Source organism: Lacibacter cauensis (assembly GCF_007830055.1).
GTDB classification, from domain to species: Bacteria; Bacteroidota; Bacteroidia; order Chitinophagales; family Chitinophagaceae; genus Lacibacter; species Lacibacter cauensis.
The window spans coordinates 616,971-637,676 of the sequence record NZ_VLLE01000004.1; the positions used below are offsets into that span (position 1 = coordinate 616,971).

Below are 20,706 nucleotides of genomic sequence, written 5' to 3' on the forward strand. Positions count from 1 at the left end.
AACGAAAAAGCCCTGCTAAGTGAGCAGGGCTTTTTTCAAAATATCTATTTTCTACAGCACTTCCTTCACCACATTATAAATTACCTTGGGGCTGCCAAGTGTATAGTAGTGCAGCACTGGTACACCAAATGCTTTCAGTTCTTTTGATTGTTGAATGAGCCATTCTGTTCCAATACGCTTGCAATCCTCATCGGTTTTTGCACGCATAATTTCATTGCTCAGCTCGGTTGGTATGTCTACATGAAATGTTCTGGGAATAACCGACAGTTGCTTTTTGCTCGTGAGCGGTTTCAGCCCTGGAATAATCGGCACATCAATACCCATCTCCCTGCACGATTTTACAAATGCAAAAAACTTACTGTTGTCGAAAAACATCTGCGTCATAATATATTCGGCACCTGCATCCACTTTATCTTTTAACCGCTGCATTTCAATTTCCTGGTTGGGTGTTTCAAAATGCTTTTCGGGATAACCGGCCACACCTGCACAAAAATCAGTACGGAAACCATCACGGATATCTTCTTCCAGGTAAATACCATGGTTGAGGTTAATGGTCTGCTTCAACAGATCAATCGCATACTTATGACCATCGTGGTGCGGTTCAAAAAACGTTTCGTTTTTGGCAGCATCGCCACGCAGCACCAACACATTCTGCACACCAATAAAGTTCAGGTCAATCAACGCATCTTCAGTTTCACGTTTCGAAAAACCGCCACAGATCAAATGCGGTACCGCATCGAGGTTGTAATGGTTTTGCAAAGCCGCACAAATACCAACAGTACCCGGGCGTTTCCTTACTTCTACTTTTTCAAACGTACCATCGGCTTTTTTCTTAAACACCTGCTCTGCCCGGTGGTAAGTAACGTTGATCCACGAGGGTTTAAACTCCATCAACGGATCGAGATGATCAAAAATAGAATTGATGGTTTTGCCCTTCAGCGGCGGAAGTATTTCAAACGAAACAAGCGTGTCTTTTGCCTGTGCTATATGTTCGGTAACCTTCATTTGTATAGTGTTGGTGCAAACATATAACAGGCTTGGCTTTTAATCAAAGATTGTTTCTTGCAGGAAGCTCATCAAAAAACACCCATTTTTCACAATTCAGCAGGGTTTGGCTGTACGTATTTGCGTTGAAAACAGGTATTTTCGCAGCTATAATTTTATACGTTGAGTTTAACCATACACACTTCCGAACTGGTAAAGCGTTACCGCAGCCGTACAGTAGCCAATAAGGTGAGCATTGAAGTAAAGCAAGGCGAAATTGTGGGTTTGCTGGGACCAAACGGTGCCGGTAAAACCACTACGTTTTACATGGTGGTTGGTTTTATTAAGCCAGATGAAGGCGAAGTGTTCCTCAACGAAGAAAACATTACCAACCTGCCCATGTACAAACGTGCACAAATGGGTATTGGCTATTTGCCGCAGGAAGCAAGTGTGTTTCGCAAGCTGAGTGTGGAAGAAAACATTGCCGCCGTTTTGGAAATGACCAAGCTGAGCAAAGAAGAGCAGCGGGAAAAACTGGAAGACCTGCTGAGCGAGTTTCGCCTGCATCATGTGCGCAAAAACAAAGGCGATTCGTTAAGTGGTGGTGAGCGCCGCCGTACCGAAATTGCCCGGGCACTGGCTGTAGATCCGAAATTTATTTTACTGGATGAACCGTTTGCAGGTGTTGACCCGATTGCTGTAGAAGATATTCAATCCATTGTTGCCAAACTCAAGTACCGCAACATCGGCATCCTTATTACCGATCATAACGTAACCGAAACACTTTCTATTTGCGACCGTGCATACTTACTCATCGAAGGAAAAATTTTCAAACACGGTACAGCCGAAGAACTGGCCGATGATGAGCAGGTGCGTCGTTTATACCTTGGCCGCAACTTTGAGCTGAAGCGGAAGGACTACCTGCACGAAGAAGCCAACCGGGCAGCAAATCAATAAGCAATTTCGCAAGTCTGTTTAGTTTTTTTATCTTGCCAGCAACATGAGACTGCTGAGCCCAGCCATATCACGATTAGCCCGTTTGCGCATGTGGCGCATCGAAAGCTGGATGAATAACCCGGTTGCAGCACAGCGTGAAGTGTTGCAGGATCTTGTTACTACTGCTCAATACACACAATTCGGACAACAGTATTCGTTTGGTACACTCTTCAACGTACGGGATTTTAAACGCACCGTACCTGTACACGAATACGACGATCTGAAACCATTCATTGAACGGATGATGCTGGGCGAAGAAAATATTCTGTGGCCTACTCCCGTAAAATGGTTTGCAAAAAGCAGCGGTACCACCAGCGATAAAAGCAAGTTTATTCCCGTTAGTGAAGAAAGTTTAAACGATGGACATTATAAGGCCAGTAAAGATATTCTTACGCTTTACTATAATAACTTTCCTGCCAGCGATCTGTTAACCGGCAAAGGATTGGTTATTGGCGGCAGCCACAACGTTAATCAGCTCAACGAAGAAATTCAGTTTGGCGATTTAAGTGCAGTGCTCATGCAGAATGCACCATTCTGGAGTAACTGGATCCGTACACCGGAGCTAAGCATTGCGTTGATGGATGAGTGGGAATCGAAAATTGAAAAACTTGCACTAAGCACCATCAACGAAAATGTTACCTCTATTTCAGGCGTACCAACCTGGAGCCTTGTATTGTTTCGCCGTATACTGGAACTAACCGGCAAACAAACCATCGGCGAAGTGTGGCCCAATCTTGAATTGTACATGCATGGCGGTGTTTCCTTTGTTCCTTACCGTGAACAGTTTCAGCAGGTAATTGGCAGAACCATCAACTTCCTCGAAACCTACAATGCCAGCGAAGGCTTTTTTGCTGCGCAGGATAAACCGGGCGAAGAAGGTATGCTGCTCTTCAGCGATCACGGCATTTTTTATGAGTTTATGCCGGTTGAAGAATATGGCAACCGTTTCCCCAACACCGTTGGATTAGATAAAGTTGAACTCAATAAAAATTACGCCATCATCATTAGTACAAATGGCGGGCTGTGGCGCTACCTGGTTGGCGATACAGTACAGTTTACTTCGCTTGCACCTTACCGCATTAAAGTAAGCGGGCGTTTAAAACATTTCATCAATGCTTTTGGCGAAGAGTTGATTGTTGATAATACCGATAAAGCCATTGCTATTGCCTGCGAACAAACCGGTGCCGTGGTAAACGATTATACAGCTGCACCGGTTTATTTTTCGCACAACAATACAGGTGCACACGAATGGCTGATTGAGTTTGAAAAGGATCCTGTGGGTTTAAACGATTTTGTGTACGAACTCGATACCGCATTAAAAAACCTCAACAGCGATTACGAAGCCAAACGACATAAAAACATGGCACTCCGCTTACCTTTTGTACAACCTGTTTCCAAGGGAACATTTAACCGCTGGCTCGAAAGCAAAGGCAAACTTGGCGGACAACATAAAATTCCACGCCTCAGTAACGATCGTACTTATGTAGATGAGATCCGTACATTCAATTCTGTTTCATGAAGCTGAAAGACAAACTAAAAGACTACAAACTCATTCACTGGGTTTATAATTTACTGCATGCCAAACAGCTGCAACACAACAAGGAGGCTTATGAAAAATACAATGTGCGCAAACCTCTCTTCAATTCCATCAGCAGTAAAGATTTTCCCGATAAAACATCGCAGGCATGGCTGGATGTAAACGATTCGGCAACGGTTGCTGCAACAAAAAAAGGATTCAGCAATTTTACAGATGATGTGCAGCAACAACTGTTGCAATGGAGCAGCAAGGGCTTTCTGCATCTCAACAATTATTTTTCTGAAGAACAGGTTGATGAAGTCAACCAGGCTGTAGATGAATTGATTCATCAAAAACATTTACCTGTTACACACGATAACAAAGTCATGTTTGGCTACAAACATGCAGCAGCTATAAAAAAAATGATGCAGGATGAAGGCCTGAAAATATTGCTTTCATTTATCCTTGATAAAGATGTGGTTCCTTTTCAAACACTCAACTTTGTAAAAGGCAGCGGGCAGCGTGCACACAGCGACAGTATTCACATGACCACCTATCCGCTCGGCTATTTAATAGCTGCATGGATTGCGCTGGAAGATATTCACCCTGACAGCGGACCGTTGTTTTATTATCCCGGCAGTCATAAATTGCCTTACCTGTTAAACGACGATTTTGAAAACTACAGCAGCCGTTTCAAACTCGGTAACAAGCAATACAGCGATTATGAAGATGTAACGGAAGATATTATTCATAAGTCGGGCTTAGCTTACGAAACGTTCTTGCCTAAAAAAGGCGATGTACTCATCTGGCATGCCAATCTTATACACGGCGGTATGCCGGTTGTAAATCCTGCACTCAGCCGTAAAAGCATGGTTATTCACTACTACGCAAAGGATGTTATTAAATACCACGAAATAACCGAACGTCCATCATTAATGGAAGAAGAATAAAACCCTTTACTTTGTACAATTCAATTATACTATTATGAAATTACTTGAAGGAAAAGTTGCTATTGTTACCGGTGCCGCACGTGGCATTGGCGAAGCCGTAGCTATAAAGTTTGCAGAGCATGGCGCTAATGTTGCATTTACGTTTGTTAGCGACAGCAGTAAAGAAAAAGCCGCAGTGCTAGAACAAAAACTTACTGCATTAGGGGTAAAAGCAAAAGCTTACCAAAGTAATGCAGGCGATTTTGCTGCATGCGAAGCATTTGTAAACGATGTGCTGAAAGAATTCGGCACCATTGATATTTGTGTTAACAATGCCGGTATTTCTAAAGACAACCTGTTGCTCCGTATGAGTCCCGAGCAATTTGAAGAGGTAATTAAAGTAAACCTCAACTCGGTGTTTTACATGACCAAGCAGATTATTAAACCCATGATGAAAGCAAGAAGCGGCTCTATTATTAATATGAGCAGTGTAATTGGCGAAATGGGTAATGCGGGCCAAAGCAGTTATGCTGCAAGTAAAGCCGGTGTAATTGGTTTTACCAAATCGGTAGCAAAAGAACTGGGCAGCCGCAACATCCGTTGTAATGCCATTGCACCCGGTTTTGTTGAAACCGATATGACATCGTACTTAAAAGAAGGCGAAGCTGCAGATAAATACAAAGCAGGTATTCCGCTGGGCCGTTTTGCAAGTGCTGAAGATATTGCCAACGTAACATTGTTTTTGGCAAGCGATTTAAGCAGCTATGTAACAGGACAAACCATCAGCGCATGTGGTGGTTTAAATATCTGATCGTACACTTACAACCAGGTGTTCGTTTAAAAAAATGATAAAGCATTTCGGTGCTTTATCATTTTTTTATGTTAATCTAGCAAGGAGAATACTACTTTTACAACCCTGATGAAGAAGCAACTGATCAGCATATTTTTAGCAATTGTGCTCAGCATCCAGCTCTTACCGCTGGCGCAGATCAGTGCTGCTATGTACCAAAATCAGCAAATGACAGAGGAGCTTCCGCACAGCGATACAGCTCCCACACCTTCGTTTACTGAAGAGTTACATAAACATTTTGTAACCGCTACACACGAAGAGCTCATTCATTTAACCGAGCTAAACTTTACAGAACTTATTCATCACGCCGCTAAAGTATATACACGACTCTCGGATGATGTGCAGACTCGTCCTCCCAACTGTTGATGTTTCTGCAGTTTCGTAAACTTGCAGTACACAAACCATTTTCACTCAAAATTTTCAGGCTTTCACCTGTTTGAAGCAACAGCATAGCGCTGTGCTTAAGCGTACCTGCGGTGTACATTACTGTACACGTTTGTACAATCGAAATAACCCAACTAAACAACAATGAAATTAGAAACGAAGTATTTTAAAACAGATTTGCTTGCCGGGCTTGTGGTATTCCTGGTAGCACTTCCTTTATGTTTAGGCATTGCCCTTGCCAGCGGTGCGCCTTTATTTTCCGGTATTATTACCGGAGTAATTGGCGGTATTGTGGTAGGTTTTTTAAGTGGCTCTAACTTAAGCGTTACTGGACCTGCTGCCGGTTTAACAGCAATCGTTTTAGCAGGCATTACAAGTGTTGGTTCGTACGAGTTATTCCTGCTTGCGGTAGTCATTGCCGGAGGTATACAATTGTTGCTCGGTATTATTAAAGCCGGTACAATTTCCAACTACTTTCCTTCAAATGTAATTGAAGGTATGCTTACCGGTATCGGCATCATCATTATTCTTAAACAGATACCACATGCAGTTGGTTACGATAAGGATAGTGAAGGCGATTTTGCATTTATCGAAAACAATACCGGTCACAATACCTTAACAGCTATTACCGATGCCATCAATTCCATTCACTATGGTGCAATAATCATAACGATTGTTTGTATTGGTATATTGATCGCATTTAACAAAGTATCGTTTCTGAAAAGAATAAAATTGATACCCGGCGGATTGGTTGCTGTAATTGCTGGTGTGCTTATCAATGAACTGTTTATTGCCAGCGGATCTATTCTTGCTGTGCAGAAAGAACACCTTGTAAACCTGCCCATCCCCGGTTCGTTCAATGAGTTTATCGGTCAATTTTCATTGCCGGATTTTAAAGGATTAAGCAATAGTTCGGTTTGGATATTAGGTGCAACCATTGCTGTGGTGGCCAGTATTGAAACACTGCTCTGCCTCGAAGCTGCCGATAAAATGGATCCGCTTAAACGTTACTCCAACGGCAATACAGAGTTAAGAGCACAGGGTATCGGCAACATCCTTGCCGGTTTAATTGGAGGTTTGCCGATGACTTCTGTAATTGTTCGCACATCGGCCAACATTAACTCCGGAGGACGAACCAAACTTGCAACCATTGCGCATGGTCTGTTTCTGTTGCTGGCAGTTGTTGCTATCCCTACTGTTCTTAATAAAATACCTTTAGCTGCTTTAGCCGCTATTCTTATTATGATTGGCTTAAAACTTGCAAGCCCCAAAGTGTTTAAACACATGTGGCACAACGGTAAGTTTCAGTTTATTCCTTTTATTATTACGGTGTTGGCAGTTGTGTTTACCGATCTGCTGAAAGGAGTAGGAATTGGTTTGGTTGTGAGTATTCTCTTCATTTTGCGTGGAAACATGAAGCTGGCTTATTTCTTCCGGAAAGACCGCCACAGAGAAGGCGAACAGATAAAAATTAAACTGGCGCAGGAAGTTTCTTTTCTTAATAAAGCAGCTATTAAGCAAACACTGGTACATTTACCACATAATAGCAGGGTGCTTATTGATGCAAGCGAAACCGTTTACATTGATCATGATGTACTGGAATTGATCAAGGACTTTGTTGAGTTTACATCGACAGAAAAAAACATCAAAGTTGATCTTGTAGGTTTTAAAGGAGCTTATAAAATCGAAAACACCGTAAGCCACGTAAATGATGCTGATGAGCAACTGGAAAAAGAAGTATTATAATTTTAGATTATTCAACCCTTAAATCACCAAACATGAAATCATACGAAAAATTATTAGCAGAAAACAAAACCTGGGCTGCGAAAAAAGTAAAAGACGATCCCGATTTTTTTAACAGACTGGTTAATGTGCAAACACCCGAGTTTTTATGGATCGGCTGCAGCGACAGCCGTGTACCACCTAATGAAATTACACAAACTGAACCTGGTCAAATCTTCATTCACCGTAATATTGCCAACATGGTTGTGCATACCGATTTGAATATGTTGAGCGTATTGGAATATGCTGTAAACGTATTGAAAGTAAAACACGTAATTGTTTGCGGTCACTATGGCTGCGGTGGTGTTAAGGCGGCAATGACAAGAAAAAGTATTGGCTTAATTAACAAATGGCTTCGTAATATTAAAGATGTATATCGCTTTCATCGTGAAGAAATTGACAGTCTCGCAGATGAAGATGCACGTGTAAATAAACTGATAGAGATGAATGTACAGGAACAGGTAATGAACCTTGCAAAAACATCTATTATTCAAAAAGCATGGAAAGATCGCCAGGGGCCGCACCTGCATGGCTGGGTGTACGATTTGCACGATGGTGTTATTAAACCTGTTTTTGAAATGGAAGCAGGTACACACATTGACGAACTGTATGAGTTTGATAACCTTTAAATAAAAAAGAAGCCCCGCAAATGCGGGGCTTCTTTTTATGCTTCAATTTTAATGTTTCGCTTTTTAATGTACGCATGCCACAAAATCATTGCAGCAATGGTACGGTAAGGCCGCCATGGTTCTGCAATTGCCAGCATTTCTTCTTTACTAACATGCGGATGCAGCTGCTTGGTTTCTTTCATGCTGTTTACCAAAGCAATATCACCTAACGGAAACAGATCGGTGCGTTGCAGGGCATGCATCAGGTAAACATCGGTGGTCCAATGACCAATTCCTTTTATAGCAGTAAGTTGTGTGCGCACTTCTTCATCCGTCATTTCGCTAAACTTTTTCAGTTGCAGCTTTTTTGTAGCAACAGCTGTAGCCAGTTCCTTTGCATACACTTGCTTCTGTCGGGTAAAATAACACTCCCGTAATTCCTCGTTACTCATAGCTAAAATTTTTGCAGGCGTAACAACACCAATCTTCGCTTTTAATTTTTTATAGGCTGCAAAAGCTGCTGCCAGCGAAACCTGTTGTTCAAGTATGGTAAGAATAAGTGTTTCAAAGCCCTGCTTGCGTGTCCACATGGGTGGATAGCCATGTGCTTTAATAATGGCTTTAAGATGTTTGTCCTTTTTAGAAAGCAGATCGCAGTAGGTTTGAAAATTATCGGCAGAGAATGTTTGAATCATTTTATAAAAGAATTTACAACAATTAAAAATGCCTCTTGTTGAAGAGGCATTGCATTTTATTTTCAGGATTTCTTCATCTAACTCTTTGCCTTAAATTTTGCGATGGCATTTTTGGTAAACTCACTTAACACTAATCTGCCGCTGATCTTTGCCCGTTCAATCAACAGTTCATCCCAATGCTCTGTGCCTTTCCAGAAAACTTTTTTCATTTCGAGCATCGCTTCAGGTGATGAATGAGATAATGTATTAGACAGTTTCGCAATCGATTCATCCATCGATTCTACTGTTGGATGCACTTCGGCAAACAAGCCTTTTCGTTTAGCCCATTCACTATTACGCCAGCTGCCTGCATCGATCGCCAGTTGTGAAAATGCCGAGATGCCAATTTTACGCTCAACAGCAGGACCAACTACAAACGGACCAATGCCAACTGCCAGCTCACTAAGCTTTACATCTGCCCCTTCAACAGCAATAGCATAATCAACTGCAGCTGCTAAACCAACACCACCGCCTACACATTTACCATGTATGCGGCCAATCACGAGCTGGTGGCATTTGCGTAATGCATTGATGACATGTGCAAAGCCACTGAAAAATTGCAGTCCTTCTTTTTCATTTTTAATGGCAGTAAGCTCCTCGAAACTTGCTCCTGCGCAAAATGCCTTTTCACCGGCTGACTTTAATACAATCACCAATACTTTCGGATCGGCAGCTATTTGTGTAATGGTATGCGCAAGCTGCTGCAGCATGGAAGACGGAAGCGAATTGCTTTGCGGATGAAAGAACTCAATGGTTGCAATACCCTGGTGGATTTCTTTCTTTACGTACGAATCTGTAATTGATGTTACCATAAAACGGTTTTCTTACTCTTAAATTACTACGGGATTATTACAAATGCAATGCCTATTGCTTTAATTTCTTTACCATTGTTAAAATGGTGGCAACACCGGTCAGCTCATCTGTTTCATCAAAAAACTCTACCAGCCATTTCACAATTCCTTTTTCAATATCATCACCTCTCTTGAAATCCTCGGGCTTCTCTACAATGCGTTTATCGTTGGGCAATTTTTCTTTACAGGTAAAGCGAATGTATACTTCAGCACCCGGATAAACCGGTTTGGTAAAGCGTAACTCATCAATACCATAATTCAACAGCACAGGATTTAGTTCGTAGCTGTCAACAAACAAACCTGCAGCAATACTCATGATAAAATAACCATGTGCCACCTGCTGCTCAAACATGGTTCCTGTAAAATCGGTGGTTTTGATGTGTGCGTAGAAATGATCGCCACTCAAATCTGCAAAACGATCAATGTCTTCGCTGGTGATCGTTCTTTTTTCAGTAATAATCTGATCGCCGATCTGCAGCTCTTCAAAATACTTTTTAAACGGATGTTTGCCGGGATCTTTTCCTTGTGCATTTTGTTGATACACATTTGTAACTGCAGTAAGCGTTGTGGGCGAACCTTGTATAGCTGTGCGTTGCAGATAATGTTTTACACCACGCAGTCCGCCCATTTCTTCACCACCACCTGCACGGCCCGGACCACCATGTACCAGCAATGGTAACGGCGAACCATGACCGGTACTTTCTTTGGCGCATTCATTATTTAATACCAGTATACGACCGTGATGCGTTGCTGCACCAATTACATATTTTCGTGCAATTCTATGGTCGGCAGTAACGATAGAAGAACATAAACTACCCTTGCCCAGCTTGCTTAAGGCAATGGCTTCATCCATTGTTTTGTACGGCATAATGGTACTCACCGGACCGAACGCTTCCACTTCATGTACTTCTTTCGACGCAAAAGGTTTTTCATTCATCAATAAAATAGGCGATAGAAAAGCACCTTTGTTTGCATCGGCATCTACCACATCCACACTATCCAAACTGCCATACACAATTTGAGATGATGCCAATAATTTCTGCACCTGTTCCCGTACTTCTTTCCTTTGTGTTTCGCCTGCAAGCGAACCCATCCGCACTTTTTCGTTGAGCGGATTACCGATGGTTGTTTGCGCAAGCGAAGTTGCAATGGCTTTCCACAGATCTTCCATTTTATTTTCCGGTACAAATATTCTGCGGATGCCGGTACAACGTTGTCCTGCTTTCAAGGTCATTTCTTTGCGCACTTCTTTTACAAAAATGTCCCACTCCGGCATACCGGGATTTACATCATCGCCCAATACAATACAGTTGAGCGAATCGGCTTCCATATTGAACGGCACATTTTCTTTGAGGATATTTGCATTGCTCTTCAACAATAATCCTGTTGATGCACTTCCTGTAAACGTTACTACGTCCTGGCTGTTTACGTGATCGAGTAAATCGCCTGCACTGCCACAGATCAACTGCAATGCACCTTCGGGTAAAATGTTTGATGCAATGATTTCTTTTACCACAGCTTCGGTTAAATAAGCCGTCACTGTTGCAGGTTTCACTACTGCAGGAACACCCGCCAATAAATTCACTGCAATTTTTTCCAGCATTCCCCACACCGGAAAGTTGAAAGCGTTGATGTGCACGGCTACACCTTCTTTCGGCGAAAGAATATGTGTTCCCATGAAAGTATTGTTCTTACTGAGGTTGTGGCTTTCGCCATCAATACAAATCACATCATCGGGAAATTTGCGGCGCAGCGATGCGTTGGCAAACAAATTACCAATGCCACCCTCAATATCTACCCAGCTGTCGGCTTTAGTAGCTCCAGTTTGGTAAGAGACTGCATAAAAATTATCAAGATGATTGCGCAGATGCAAGGCCAACGCTTTCAACATATTTCCACGTTCATGAAACGTCATCTTACGCAAGGCAGGATTACCCACTGTTCGTGCATAATGCAGGATCGATTGAAAATCCAAACCCTTAGTTGAGGCTGTTGCCACCGGTTCGCCGGTAACGGCGTTGTATAAAAGCTGACCATCACCGTCGCCATTGATCCAGCTACCGGTGATGTAGTTACCAAGTTTATTCATACGTACTAATAATCGTTAGGTTAACGAAGTTAAGGCAGGAAGCAGGTTCAGAAATTTAGCCTTTGTATTTTTCTTACATTACAACAAACCAAACTGGCGGAGGTGGTGCGTTACATGTTTGTAATGCAGCCGCACCCATTCTTCATAATTCAGTTCGCCAAAAACAGGATGCACAGCTGTGGTATCCGGTTCATCAGTATACAGCTGAAAGAAGTAGTTCACTTCAGCAATGAGTTCCTGCTGTGCTTCCTCTACACTTGCATATCGGTACGGCAGCGGGTCTTCAGCAATGATGTTTGTGGGTGCTTTTGTGTTTTCCCGAAACTGTTTATCGCTCATTAAAAATTCTTTGAGCTTCGGCATGTGCTCGGGTGGCGATACCAGCGGATAATGTTGTTTCTGTGTCGACACCTGGAAGAAGTCGGCTACATGTTCCAGCATTTGCTGAAAATCCATTTTACCCCATTTAGCCGTAGCAGCTCCATTTGCCTGTTGCAGTAAAACCGGAAAACTTTCTTTTATAAACTGTTCTTTTTCGTTAACCATCGCAGTAATTAAGAAAACAAAGAAACAGAACCTTGTATCGTTTTACAACAGCAGGTTACACAAATGTTACAGTTTTATGACGCTTTCAATACTGCAGACAGTCTTTTACCGCTTTTTTACCATTTACAAAAACTGCATTCATGTTATCTTTGCAGCTTCTGTGAAAAAATTAATTTCATTCATACTCATTGCGCTGTTTGTAAACAGTTCGCTGCTGTTACCACAGTTGCCGGATTCGTTTACAGATAAACGTATAGCCAATGATGACCATATGGGTTCACTTATTGAATGGGTGAATGAAATTTTACTGGATCAGAAAGACGATACTCCCCACGAACAAGATGACAATACGCTGGAGAACAGTATTGAAGAAACTTATTGCCATCGTTTATTTCAACGCAGCGATCTTTTACCGCATGTAACACTCATCAGCAATAAGCTGAAGTTTGCAGAATATCCCGAAGGGAAACTCCCCATTCTTACTACAGATGTAATTGCTCCGCCTCCTGAGCAGTACCGTTCGTAACTTTTTTATTGATACGAGGTTGCTTCATGCAGCCATCGTACTGTTTCATTCATCTGGTCGGTGACCGGAGCTGTTATTATTCCATTCAAAAAATTTACTGTATGAACTATCGTCAGACAAAATCTGCCGCCTTGTATTTATTATTAGGCGCCGCTCTGCCATTTACAATGTTATCCTGCGCAACAGAAGAAAAAAAGACAAGTGAAAAAGCTGAAAAATTCCAGGTGATTAAACCCATGCTGGTTGATACGGTGTACCAGGAAGAATATGTTGCAGAAATTCATGCGTTGCAAAATGTAGAAATCCGTACACGTGTAAAAGGTTTTATTGAACACATTCATATTGATGAAGGGAAAGAAGTTACTGCAGGTCAGTTGTTATTTACACTCAGCAGCCGTTCGTTTAAAGAAGATCTTTTAAAAGCAAATGCACAATTAAAAAGTGCGACTGCCGAATTAAAAGCGATGGAAGTTGAATTGAAAAATACAAAGTCGCTCGTAGAAAAAAATATCGTTTCCAAAACAGAATTGGAAATGGTGCAGGCAAAGAAAGAAGCCGTACAGGCAAAAATTGATGAAGCCAATTCTGCTATTGCTATGGCTAAGCTCAATCTTTCATTTACAGAAGTAAGAGCACCATTCAGTGGTGTGATCAATCGTATTCCTAATAAACGGGGAAGTTTAGTTGAAGAAGGCACATTGCTCACAACTATTTCCAACAACAAAGAAGTGTTTGCTTACTTCAACTTATCGGAAAGTGATTATTTAAATTATATCACTGCCGGTAAAACTGAGCAATTTAAAACAGCACAGTTGTTATTAGCTAACAACAGTGTGTACAACCATACCGGCACTATTGAAATATCGGAAAGCGAATTCGATGCATCATCGGGCAATATTGCATTCCGTGCCCGTTTCCCTAATCCGGGAGCATTACTTAAACACGGCGGTAATGGAAAAATTATTATTACCAAGCCGTTGAAAAATGCTATGCTGATTCCTTTACGTTCCACTTTTGAAATACAGGATAAAGTATTTGTATTTGCTGTTGATGAAAAAAACAAAGCCAAGCAAAAAACCATTGTTCCTAAAATGCGCATACCGCATTACTATGTTGTTGAACGTGGTATTTCAAAAGATGATAAAATAGTGTACGAAGGCGTAGAAAATGTAAAAGATGGTGATGCCATCAATCCTCAACTCATCGAACCAGAATCCGCAACGTACATCAGCAAAAACTAAAGAACCAACATGACATCGAAGTTTATTCATCGCCCGGTATTATCCATTGTAATATCGGTGATCATCACTTTGCTTGGACTCTTGTCGTTAACGCAACTACCCGTTACACAATTTCCTGATATTGCTCCACCCGAAGTAACAGTAACGAGTAAGTATACAGGTGCCAATGCAGAAACAGTCGTAAAAGCAGTCGTTACTCCACTTGAACGTGCAATCAATGGTGTGCCGGGCATGGCATACATGTCGTCCGTATCAGGTAACGATGGTACCAGTGTTATTCAAATTGTATTTAAAGCAGGAACCGACCCTGATGTGGCTGCAGTAAACGTGCAGAACCGTGTATCATCAACACTGGATGAACTTCCCGAAGAAGCCATTAAAGCAGGTGTAATTGTAGAGAAGGTGCAGAACAGTATGTTGATGTACCTGAACATCCTTGGCTCCGATACAACACTCGACGAAAAATTTCTGTTCAACTTTACTGACATTAATATTCTTCCGGAACTGAAGCGTATTGAAGGTGTAGGTTTTGCCGACATCATGGGCTCACGTGAATATGCCATGCGTATCTGGTTAAAGCCCGATAAAATGGTGATGTATAATCTTTCTGCAGCAGAAGTAATTGCAATGCTGAAAGCTCAGAACGTAGAAGCAGCACCGGGTAAAATTGGAGAGAGTTCGGGTAAAGCATCACAATCTTTACAATATGTATTAAAATATACAGGTAAGCACAACAGTAAAGAAGCGTATGAAAATATCGTATTGCGCAACGAAGAAGATGGCGAACTCTTACGTTTAAAAGATATTGCAGAAGTTGAATTTGATTCGCAGGAATATGATGTGTTATCGAAAGAAAATGGAAAGCCTTCTGCAGCCATCATGATCAAACAACGGCCAGGCACCAACGCAAAAGATGTTATTCAAAAGATCAAAGACCGGATGCAGGAAATTAAAGCAGCTTCTTTTACACCCGGCATGGATTACACCATCAGCTACGATGTATCTGCTTTTCTTGATGCTTCTATCAGTGAAGTAATTAAAACATTGATCGAAGCATTTATTCTTGTGGCGTTAGTGGTGTTTATATTCTTGCAGGATGGCCGTTCAACCATCATCCCCATACTTGCTGTTCCTGTTTCATTAATCGGCACCTTCTTCTTTATGCAACTGATGGGCTTCTCACTCAACCTCATCACGTTGTTTGCATTGGTACTTGCCATTGGTATTGTGGTGGATAATGCGATTGTTGTGGTAGAAGCTGTGCACGAAAAAATGGAACGCTCCGGTATGGGTGCACGTCGTGCAACCGAACAGGCCATGCGTGAAATCAGCGGTGCTATCATTGCCATCACGCTTGTAATGTCGGCAGTATTTATTCCTGTAGCGTTCATGGAAGGGCCAACCGGTATTTTCTATCGCCAGTTCTCGTTAACCATGGCGGTATCCATTGTATTATCGGGTGTAACAGCATTAACGTTAACACCGGCATTGTGTATGCTGTTTTTAAAGAATCCGCATGATACCCATCATGCAAAAAAGAAAAACCTGCTTACACGTTTCTTTGATGGCTTTAATAAATGGTACAATGGATTATCAGCACGTTATAAAAAATTACTCAGCATTATTGCTAACCGAAGAGTAGTTACGTTTGGTGCATTGCTGTTGTTTACAGTAAGTGCAGGTCTTGTTGGCAAACTCGTTCCTTCAGGTTTTATTCCGAATGAAGACCAAGGTGCTATTTATGCCAACATTACTGCGCCATCGGGTGCAACGCTTGAGCGAACTGATAAAGTAGTAGATGAAGTACAACAGATTGCACAAAAGATGGATGCGGTAAGTTCTGTATCTGGTCTTTCGGGTTACAGTGTGTTATCCGAAGGTGTAGGTGCAGTGTATGGTATGAACCTCATCAGTTTAAAAAACTGGAAAGAACGTAAACAATCCGATGCTGAAATTATTCGTGAGCTGGAAGAAAAAACCAAACACATTAAAGATGCAAGCATCGAATTCTTTACACCACCACCGGTACCGGGCTATGGTAACTCCAGTGGTTTTGAACTGCGTTTACTTGATCGCAGTGGTAGTGGCGATTTGCAAAAACTGCAGCAGGTAGCCGATGCGTTTGTTGCTGAGTTAAACAAGCGTCCGGAAATCAATAATACCTTCACCACGTTCAATGCAAAGTTTCCGCAATACCTGTTGCATATTGATGGAGACCTTGCTGCACAAAAAGGAATTACTGCCGATAATGCGATGGGCACATTGCAAACATTGATTGGTAGTGAATATGCCACCAACTTTATTCGTTTTGGACAACTGTACAGAGTAATGGTGCAGGCATTACCACAATACCGTGCACAACCCGATGACCTGTTGAAACTGTACATCAAAAATGATCAAGGCGAAATGGTTCCGTTCTCTTCGTTTCTGCGTGTAGAAAAAGTGTACGGGCCCGAACAGGTAACACGTTACAACATGTATCCATCTGCGATGATCAACGGACAACCTGCTCCAGGTTATAGCAGCGGACAAGCCATTGCAGCCATCAAAGAAGTAGCAGCTACCAAATTACCGAAGGGTTATGGTTACGATTGGGCTGGTTCTTCGAGAGACCAGGCGAATGCAGGTAACCAGGCCATTTATATTTTCATCATCTGTTTATTGTTTGTGTATTTATTACTTGCTGCACAGTACGAAAGTTTCTTGCTGCCGTTCCCTGTTATTCTTTCATTGCCTGTTGGTGTGTTCGGTGCCTTGTTTATGCTGCTGTTGATGGGACTTGAAAACAACATCTATGCACAAATTGCCATGATCATGCTCATTGGTATTTTGGGTAAGAACGCCATCCTCATTATTGAGTTTGCAGCTATGAAACATCGTGAAGGCATGAAGCCATTACAGGCAGCAGTTGAAGCAGCAGCACTTCGTTTACGTCCCATTCTCATGACATCCTTTGCATTTATTGCCGGGTTAATACCATTGATGTTGGCATCAGGTGCGGGTGAAATCGGTAATAAAACAATTGGCTCTGCGGCTGCTGGTGGTATGTTGTTCGGCACTATTCTCGGTGTCATTATCATACCCGGATTGTATGTTGTGTTTGCAAGCCTCTCCGAACGGCTGAATAAAAACAAACGCAAAGAAGAAAAACCATTCACAGAAACAGTATAATAATGAAATGAGCTATCAAATTTTCGAGCTATTATATCAACCAGCGAAGAAAATTTGATAGCGAATAACATGTGACAAATTCCTAAAATCAAAATGAACACATGAAACAAATTTATATCGCAGTACTTAGTATTGCTGCCACCGGCTTTTTACACAGCTGTGTGCCAACACAACAGATAAAGGAAATAAAACCTGTTGTGTTGCCTGCAACATACAACAACAGTACAGACAGCAGTAACAGTGCACTTTTAAGTCCACAGGAATTATTTACCGATCCGCATCTTAAACAGCTAATCGATACAGCTATTGCTAACAATTATGATTTGCAGATGGCCTTGCAACGCATCCGTATTGCACAGTCGGATGTACTACTTGGAAACGGTGCCTTAAAACCAAGAGTTGATGCATCGGTAGTTAGTGCGTTGCGCCGTTATGGTTTGTATACGATGGATGGCGCAGGTAATGCCAGCACGTTTATGTTGCCGGGAAAGATTGTTCCAACCAATCTGCCCGATTATTTCCCGAGCTTTCAATCGAGTTGGGAAATTGATTTGTGGGGAAAACTGAAGAACAGAAAGAAGGCTGCGGTGTCACGCTATCTTGCAAGTACCGAAGGAAAGAATTTTATTGTTACCAATCTTGTAAGTGATCTTGCAATTGCTTACTACGAGTTGCAGGCAATTGATGAAACCATCCGCATCATCGATGAAACCATTGCGTTACAACAACAGGCTTTTGAAATTATACAGGCAAAAAAAGAAGCAGCTGTATTAAACGAGCTGGCAGTAAAACAATTTGAAGCACAACTCATCAACCTGCAGGCTTTTCGTATAAGCTTGCAGCAACAGGTTATTGAAACAGAAAGCAGGATCAACTTGCTTACAGGCAGGTTGCCGCAAAAAATTATACGTAGCAAAACCTTTGCTGCAACCTCACTTGCAAATACAATCAAAGCAGGCGTTCCTGCAGCATTGCTGGAGCAAAGGCCCGATATTCGCCAGGCAGCATTGTTGGTACGTGCAACAAAAGCAGACGTAGCTGCTGCAAAAGCAGCATACTATCCATCTCTCAACATTACAGCAGGTATCGGTTACCAGGCGTTTCGTCCCGACCTGTTGTTTCAAACACCACAGTCACTTGCTTACAGTTTGGTTGGAAATTTAGCAGCACCGCTTGTTAACCGTGCAGGTATTAAAGCTGCGTTTAATACTGCAACAGCTGCGCAACAGGAATCGCTATACCAGTACAGCAAAACCATTGTACATGCTTACACAGAAGTGTACAACGGTTTAATACGTGCAGATAATTTAAAAGAAGTGTACCGGTTGAAAACAGATGAAACAACTACACTTTCAGAATCAATTCTTGTAGCGCAGGAACTGTTTCGCACAGGCAGGGCAACTTATCTTGAAGTATTGTATGCGCAGCAGAACACATTAAAAGCAAAATTGGAATTGGTTGAAACAAGAAAGCAGCAGTTGTTCACTTCTATTCAATTGTACAAGTCGTTAGGTGGTGGATGGCGTTGATGTTTTACAGATGAATGAAAATAAGAAAGCCCTCGCATGCGAGGGCTTTCTTTATACTTTAATGAAGCGATTGTTATTACCCTAAAGCTACACGTTTGAACGAAGTTACTTTTACATCGCCTGAAGATTTCAGGTAATCAGCAACGCTCTTAGAAGCATCTTTTACGAAAGCTTGTGCCAGTAATGTTTGTTCTTTAAAGAACGCATTCATTTTACCTTCAGCGATCTTAGCGATCATTTCTTCAGGTTTGCCGGCCATCTTCGGATCTTGTTTCATCAAGTCCATGATGATATCTTTTTCACGAGCTACTACATCAGCAGGAACACTGTCAGCATCAACTGCTACAGGATTCATTGCTGCAATCTGCATGGCAACATCTTTACCTGCATCAGCAGCTTCTTTATCTAAGCCAACCAATACACCCATACGGTAGGCACCGTGAATGTAAGACGCTACATAAGGAGCTTCGATACGCTCAAACTTGCTAACACCGATTTTTTCGCCGATAGCAGCAAGTTTATCGTTGATAAGATCAGCAACTTTTGCACCGTTTACTTCAGCAGCGTTCAGTTCATCTGCATTCTTTACATCGTTTGCTACAGCAGCGTCTGCAATAGATTGTGCAAAAGCAACGAAGTCTGCATTCTTACTTACGAAATCTGTTTCGCAGCTGATACATACTACATAACCCACTTTGTTATCTGCACTTGTTTGTGCAATTACCACACCTTCTTTCGCTTCACGGTCGCTACGCTTTGCAGCCACTTTCTGGCCTTGCTTACGTAACCAGTCGATCGCTGCTTCAAAATCACCGTTTGTTTCAGTTAACGCTTTACGGCAATCCATCATACCTGCACCAGTTGCCTGGCGGAGCTTATTAATATCCTGTGCTGTTATTGTTACAGTAGACATTGTATAAATTTTGAAAATTTAAAATCGAGTTCATTGTAAAATGCTTTCTGCAAAAGTTTATGTTTCAACTTAAGCAGAAAGCATTTATTTTATGAGAGAGTTCATTTCTCAAGGGCTACTTTCTGCAGAAATTATCTTGCAGAAGTACGCTTTTGTGTGCTTGGTACACGACGCTTGGGAGCACCACCAGGACCACCGGTGTTACCACCAGGACCACGGCCACCGCCACGTCCGCCTCTGTCACGACCACCTTCTTCACCTTCATCAAAGCGTGGGCCTTTTTCTTCTACTTCTTCCGTTTCTTCTTCTTCTTTTTCAACCTGGCGCTCAGCTAAACCTTCTGCAATAGCAGCAGTGATGTATTGTGTAATGATAGCGATTGACTTTGTAGCATCGTCGTTACCGGGGATGAAGTAATCCACTTTATTTGGATCACAGTTGGTATCAACTAAACCAAAAGTAGTAATGCCGAGACGTTTTGCTTCAGCCAAAGCAATGTGCTCATGACCAATATCAACGAGGAACAATGCAGCAGGGATACGGCTCATGTTTGCAATACCGCCCAATACTTTTTCCATTTTCTCTTTATCACGGCTCAGTTGTAAACGCTCTTTCTTTGTAATGCTGTCGAAAGAACCGTCGTTCAACATTTTTTCAATGCTCTGCATTTTCTTCACGCTCTTACGAACAGTGTTGAAGTTGGTAAGCATACCACCCAACCAACGGTCGGTTACGTAAGGCATGTTTACTTTTTGTGCGCACTCAGTAACGATCTCTTTTGCCTGCTTTTTAGTTGCAACAAACATGATCTTTTTACCGCTGCGTGCCAGTTGTTTCATTGCAGCTGCAGTTTCCTGCAAACCTTCAACAGTTTTGTTGAGGTCGATGATGTGAATACCTTTCTTTTCAGCAAAGATGTAAGGCAACATCTTGGGATTCCACTTCTTCTTCAGGTGGCCAAAGTGTACACCTGCTTCGAGTAATTGCTGTTGTAATGAAGTGTTATTTTCCATTGTATTTGTATAATCGTTTGTAAAAATTGTTTGATCAATTCCAC

General features: G+C 41.9%; 18 protein-coding genes. 11 read left to right on the forward strand and 7 right to left on the reverse strand.

Going from position 1 to position 20,706, the window contains the following annotated elements:
• Positions 1 to 51: 51 nt before the first annotated feature.
• Positions 52 to 1,005: a methylenetetrahydrofolate reductase gene (locus IQ13_RS12815; RefSeq protein WP_144886773.1), complete on the reverse strand. Its 954-nt coding sequence runs from the start codon at positions 1,003 to 1,005 to the stop codon at positions 52 to 54.
• Positions 1,006 to 1,167: 162 nt separating this feature from the next.
• Here IQ13_RS12815 and lptB point away from each other — a divergent pair, with 162 nt between their 5' ends.
• The 7 genes from lptB (at position 1,168) to can (ending at position 8,070) form a co-directional block, all read left to right on the forward strand.
• Positions 1,168 to 1,941, forward strand: coding sequence for an LPS export ABC transporter ATP-binding protein (gene lptB, locus IQ13_RS12820; RefSeq protein WP_144886774.1), 774 nt, complete (start codon positions 1,168 to 1,170; stop codon positions 1,939 to 1,941).
• A gap of 43 nt (positions 1,942 to 1,984) precedes the next feature.
• Positions 1,985 to 3,499, forward strand: a complete 1,515-nt coding sequence (locus IQ13_RS12825) for a GH3 auxin-responsive promoter family protein (protein ID WP_144886775.1) — start codon at positions 1,985 to 1,987, stop codon at positions 3,497 to 3,499.
• Positions 3,496 to 4,446 carry a phytanoyl-CoA dioxygenase family protein gene (locus tag IQ13_RS12830; protein WP_144886776.1) on the forward strand — a complete coding sequence of 317 codons (951 nt, stop codon included), beginning with the start codon at positions 3,496 to 3,498 and terminating at the stop codon, positions 4,444 to 4,446. The genes IQ13_RS12825 and IQ13_RS12830 overlap by 4 nt, the downstream gene beginning before the upstream one ends.
• Before the next feature lie 34 nt (positions 4,447 to 4,480).
• The gene (fabG, locus tag IQ13_RS12835) at positions 4,481 to 5,236 is read left to right on the forward strand and encodes a 3-oxoacyl-[acyl-carrier-protein] reductase (RefSeq protein WP_144886777.1); all 756 of its coding nucleotides are present in this window, start codon (positions 4,481 to 4,483) and stop codon (positions 5,234 to 5,236) included.
• 108 nt (positions 5,237 to 5,344) lie between these two features.
• Positions 5,345 to 5,641 carry a hypothetical protein gene (locus IQ13_RS12840; RefSeq protein ID WP_144886778.1) on the forward strand — a complete coding sequence of 99 codons (297 nt, stop codon included), beginning with the start codon at positions 5,345 to 5,347 and terminating at the stop codon, positions 5,639 to 5,641.
• 162 nt (positions 5,642 to 5,803) lie between these two features.
• Complete coding sequence (locus IQ13_RS12845) at positions 5,804 to 7,405, forward strand: SulP family inorganic anion transporter (protein WP_144886779.1); 1,602 nt, start codon at positions 5,804 to 5,806, stop codon at positions 7,403 to 7,405.
• Between the two features lie 32 nt (positions 7,406 to 7,437).
• Positions 7,438 to 8,070, forward strand: coding sequence for a carbonate dehydratase (gene can, locus IQ13_RS12850; RefSeq protein ID WP_144886780.1), 633 nt, complete (start codon positions 7,438 to 7,440; stop codon positions 8,068 to 8,070).
• Between the two features lie 35 nt (positions 8,071 to 8,105).
• Here the strand turns inward: can and IQ13_RS12855 are convergent, their stop codons facing one another.
• From IQ13_RS12855 to IQ13_RS12870, 4 genes are all read right to left on the reverse strand, one after another.
• On the reverse strand, positions 8,106 to 8,744 hold the full coding sequence (locus IQ13_RS12855) for a DNA-3-methyladenine glycosylase family protein (protein ID WP_144886781.1): 639 nt from the start codon (positions 8,742 to 8,744) through the stop codon (positions 8,106 to 8,108).
• Positions 8,745 to 8,821: 77 nt separating this feature from the next.
• A complete protein-coding gene (locus IQ13_RS12860; RefSeq protein WP_199758251.1) occupies positions 8,822 to 9,595 on the reverse strand; it encodes an enoyl-CoA hydratase/isomerase family protein in 774 nt (257 codons plus the stop codon).
• Positions 9,596 to 9,647: 52 nt separating this feature from the next.
• Entirely contained in the window at positions 9,648 to 11,723 is a 2,076-nt protein-coding gene (gene paaZ / locus IQ13_RS12865) for a phenylacetic acid degradation bifunctional protein PaaZ (RefSeq protein ID WP_144886782.1), read from the reverse strand.
• Positions 11,724 to 11,801: 78 nt separating this feature from the next.
• Positions 11,802 to 12,269 carry a DUF1569 domain-containing protein gene (locus IQ13_RS12870; protein ID WP_144886783.1) on the reverse strand — a complete coding sequence of 156 codons (468 nt, stop codon included), beginning with the start codon at positions 12,267 to 12,269 and terminating at the stop codon, positions 11,802 to 11,804.
• Positions 12,270 to 12,429: 160 nt separating this feature from the next.
• Here IQ13_RS12870 and IQ13_RS12875 point away from each other — a divergent pair, with 160 nt between their 5' ends.
• From IQ13_RS12875 to IQ13_RS12890, 4 genes are all read left to right on the forward strand, one after another.
• Positions 12,430 to 12,795, forward strand: a complete 366-nt coding sequence (locus tag IQ13_RS12875) for a hypothetical protein (protein WP_144886784.1) — start codon at positions 12,430 to 12,432, stop codon at positions 12,793 to 12,795.
• A 101-nt stretch (positions 12,796 to 12,896) separates the two neighbouring features.
• Positions 12,897 to 14,036, forward strand: coding sequence for an efflux RND transporter periplasmic adaptor subunit (locus tag IQ13_RS12880; protein ID WP_199758252.1), 1,140 nt, complete (start codon positions 12,897 to 12,899; stop codon positions 14,034 to 14,036).
• A 9-nt stretch (positions 14,037 to 14,045) separates the two neighbouring features.
• Entirely contained in the window at positions 14,046 to 17,207 is a 3,162-nt protein-coding gene (locus IQ13_RS12885; protein ID WP_144886785.1) for an efflux RND transporter permease subunit, read from the forward strand.
• 101 nt (positions 17,208 to 17,308) lie between these two features.
• Entirely contained in the window at positions 17,309 to 18,736 is a 1,428-nt protein-coding gene (locus IQ13_RS12890; protein WP_144886786.1) for a TolC family protein, read from the forward strand.
• A 76-nt stretch (positions 18,737 to 18,812) separates the two neighbouring features.
• Here the strand turns inward: IQ13_RS12890 and tsf are convergent, their stop codons facing one another.
• Both tsf and rpsB read right to left on the reverse strand, forming a co-directional pair.
• Positions 18,813 to 19,649 carry a translation elongation factor Ts gene (tsf, locus tag IQ13_RS12895; RefSeq protein ID WP_144886787.1) on the reverse strand — a complete coding sequence of 279 codons (837 nt, stop codon included), beginning with the start codon at positions 19,647 to 19,649 and terminating at the stop codon, positions 18,813 to 18,815.
• Positions 19,650 to 19,780: 131 nt separating this feature from the next.
• Positions 19,781 to 20,662 carry a 30S ribosomal protein S2 gene (rpsB, locus tag IQ13_RS12900; RefSeq protein ID WP_144886788.1) on the reverse strand — a complete coding sequence of 294 codons (882 nt, stop codon included), beginning with the start codon at positions 20,660 to 20,662 and terminating at the stop codon, positions 19,781 to 19,783.
• Positions 20,663 to 20,706: the final 44 nt, after the last annotated feature.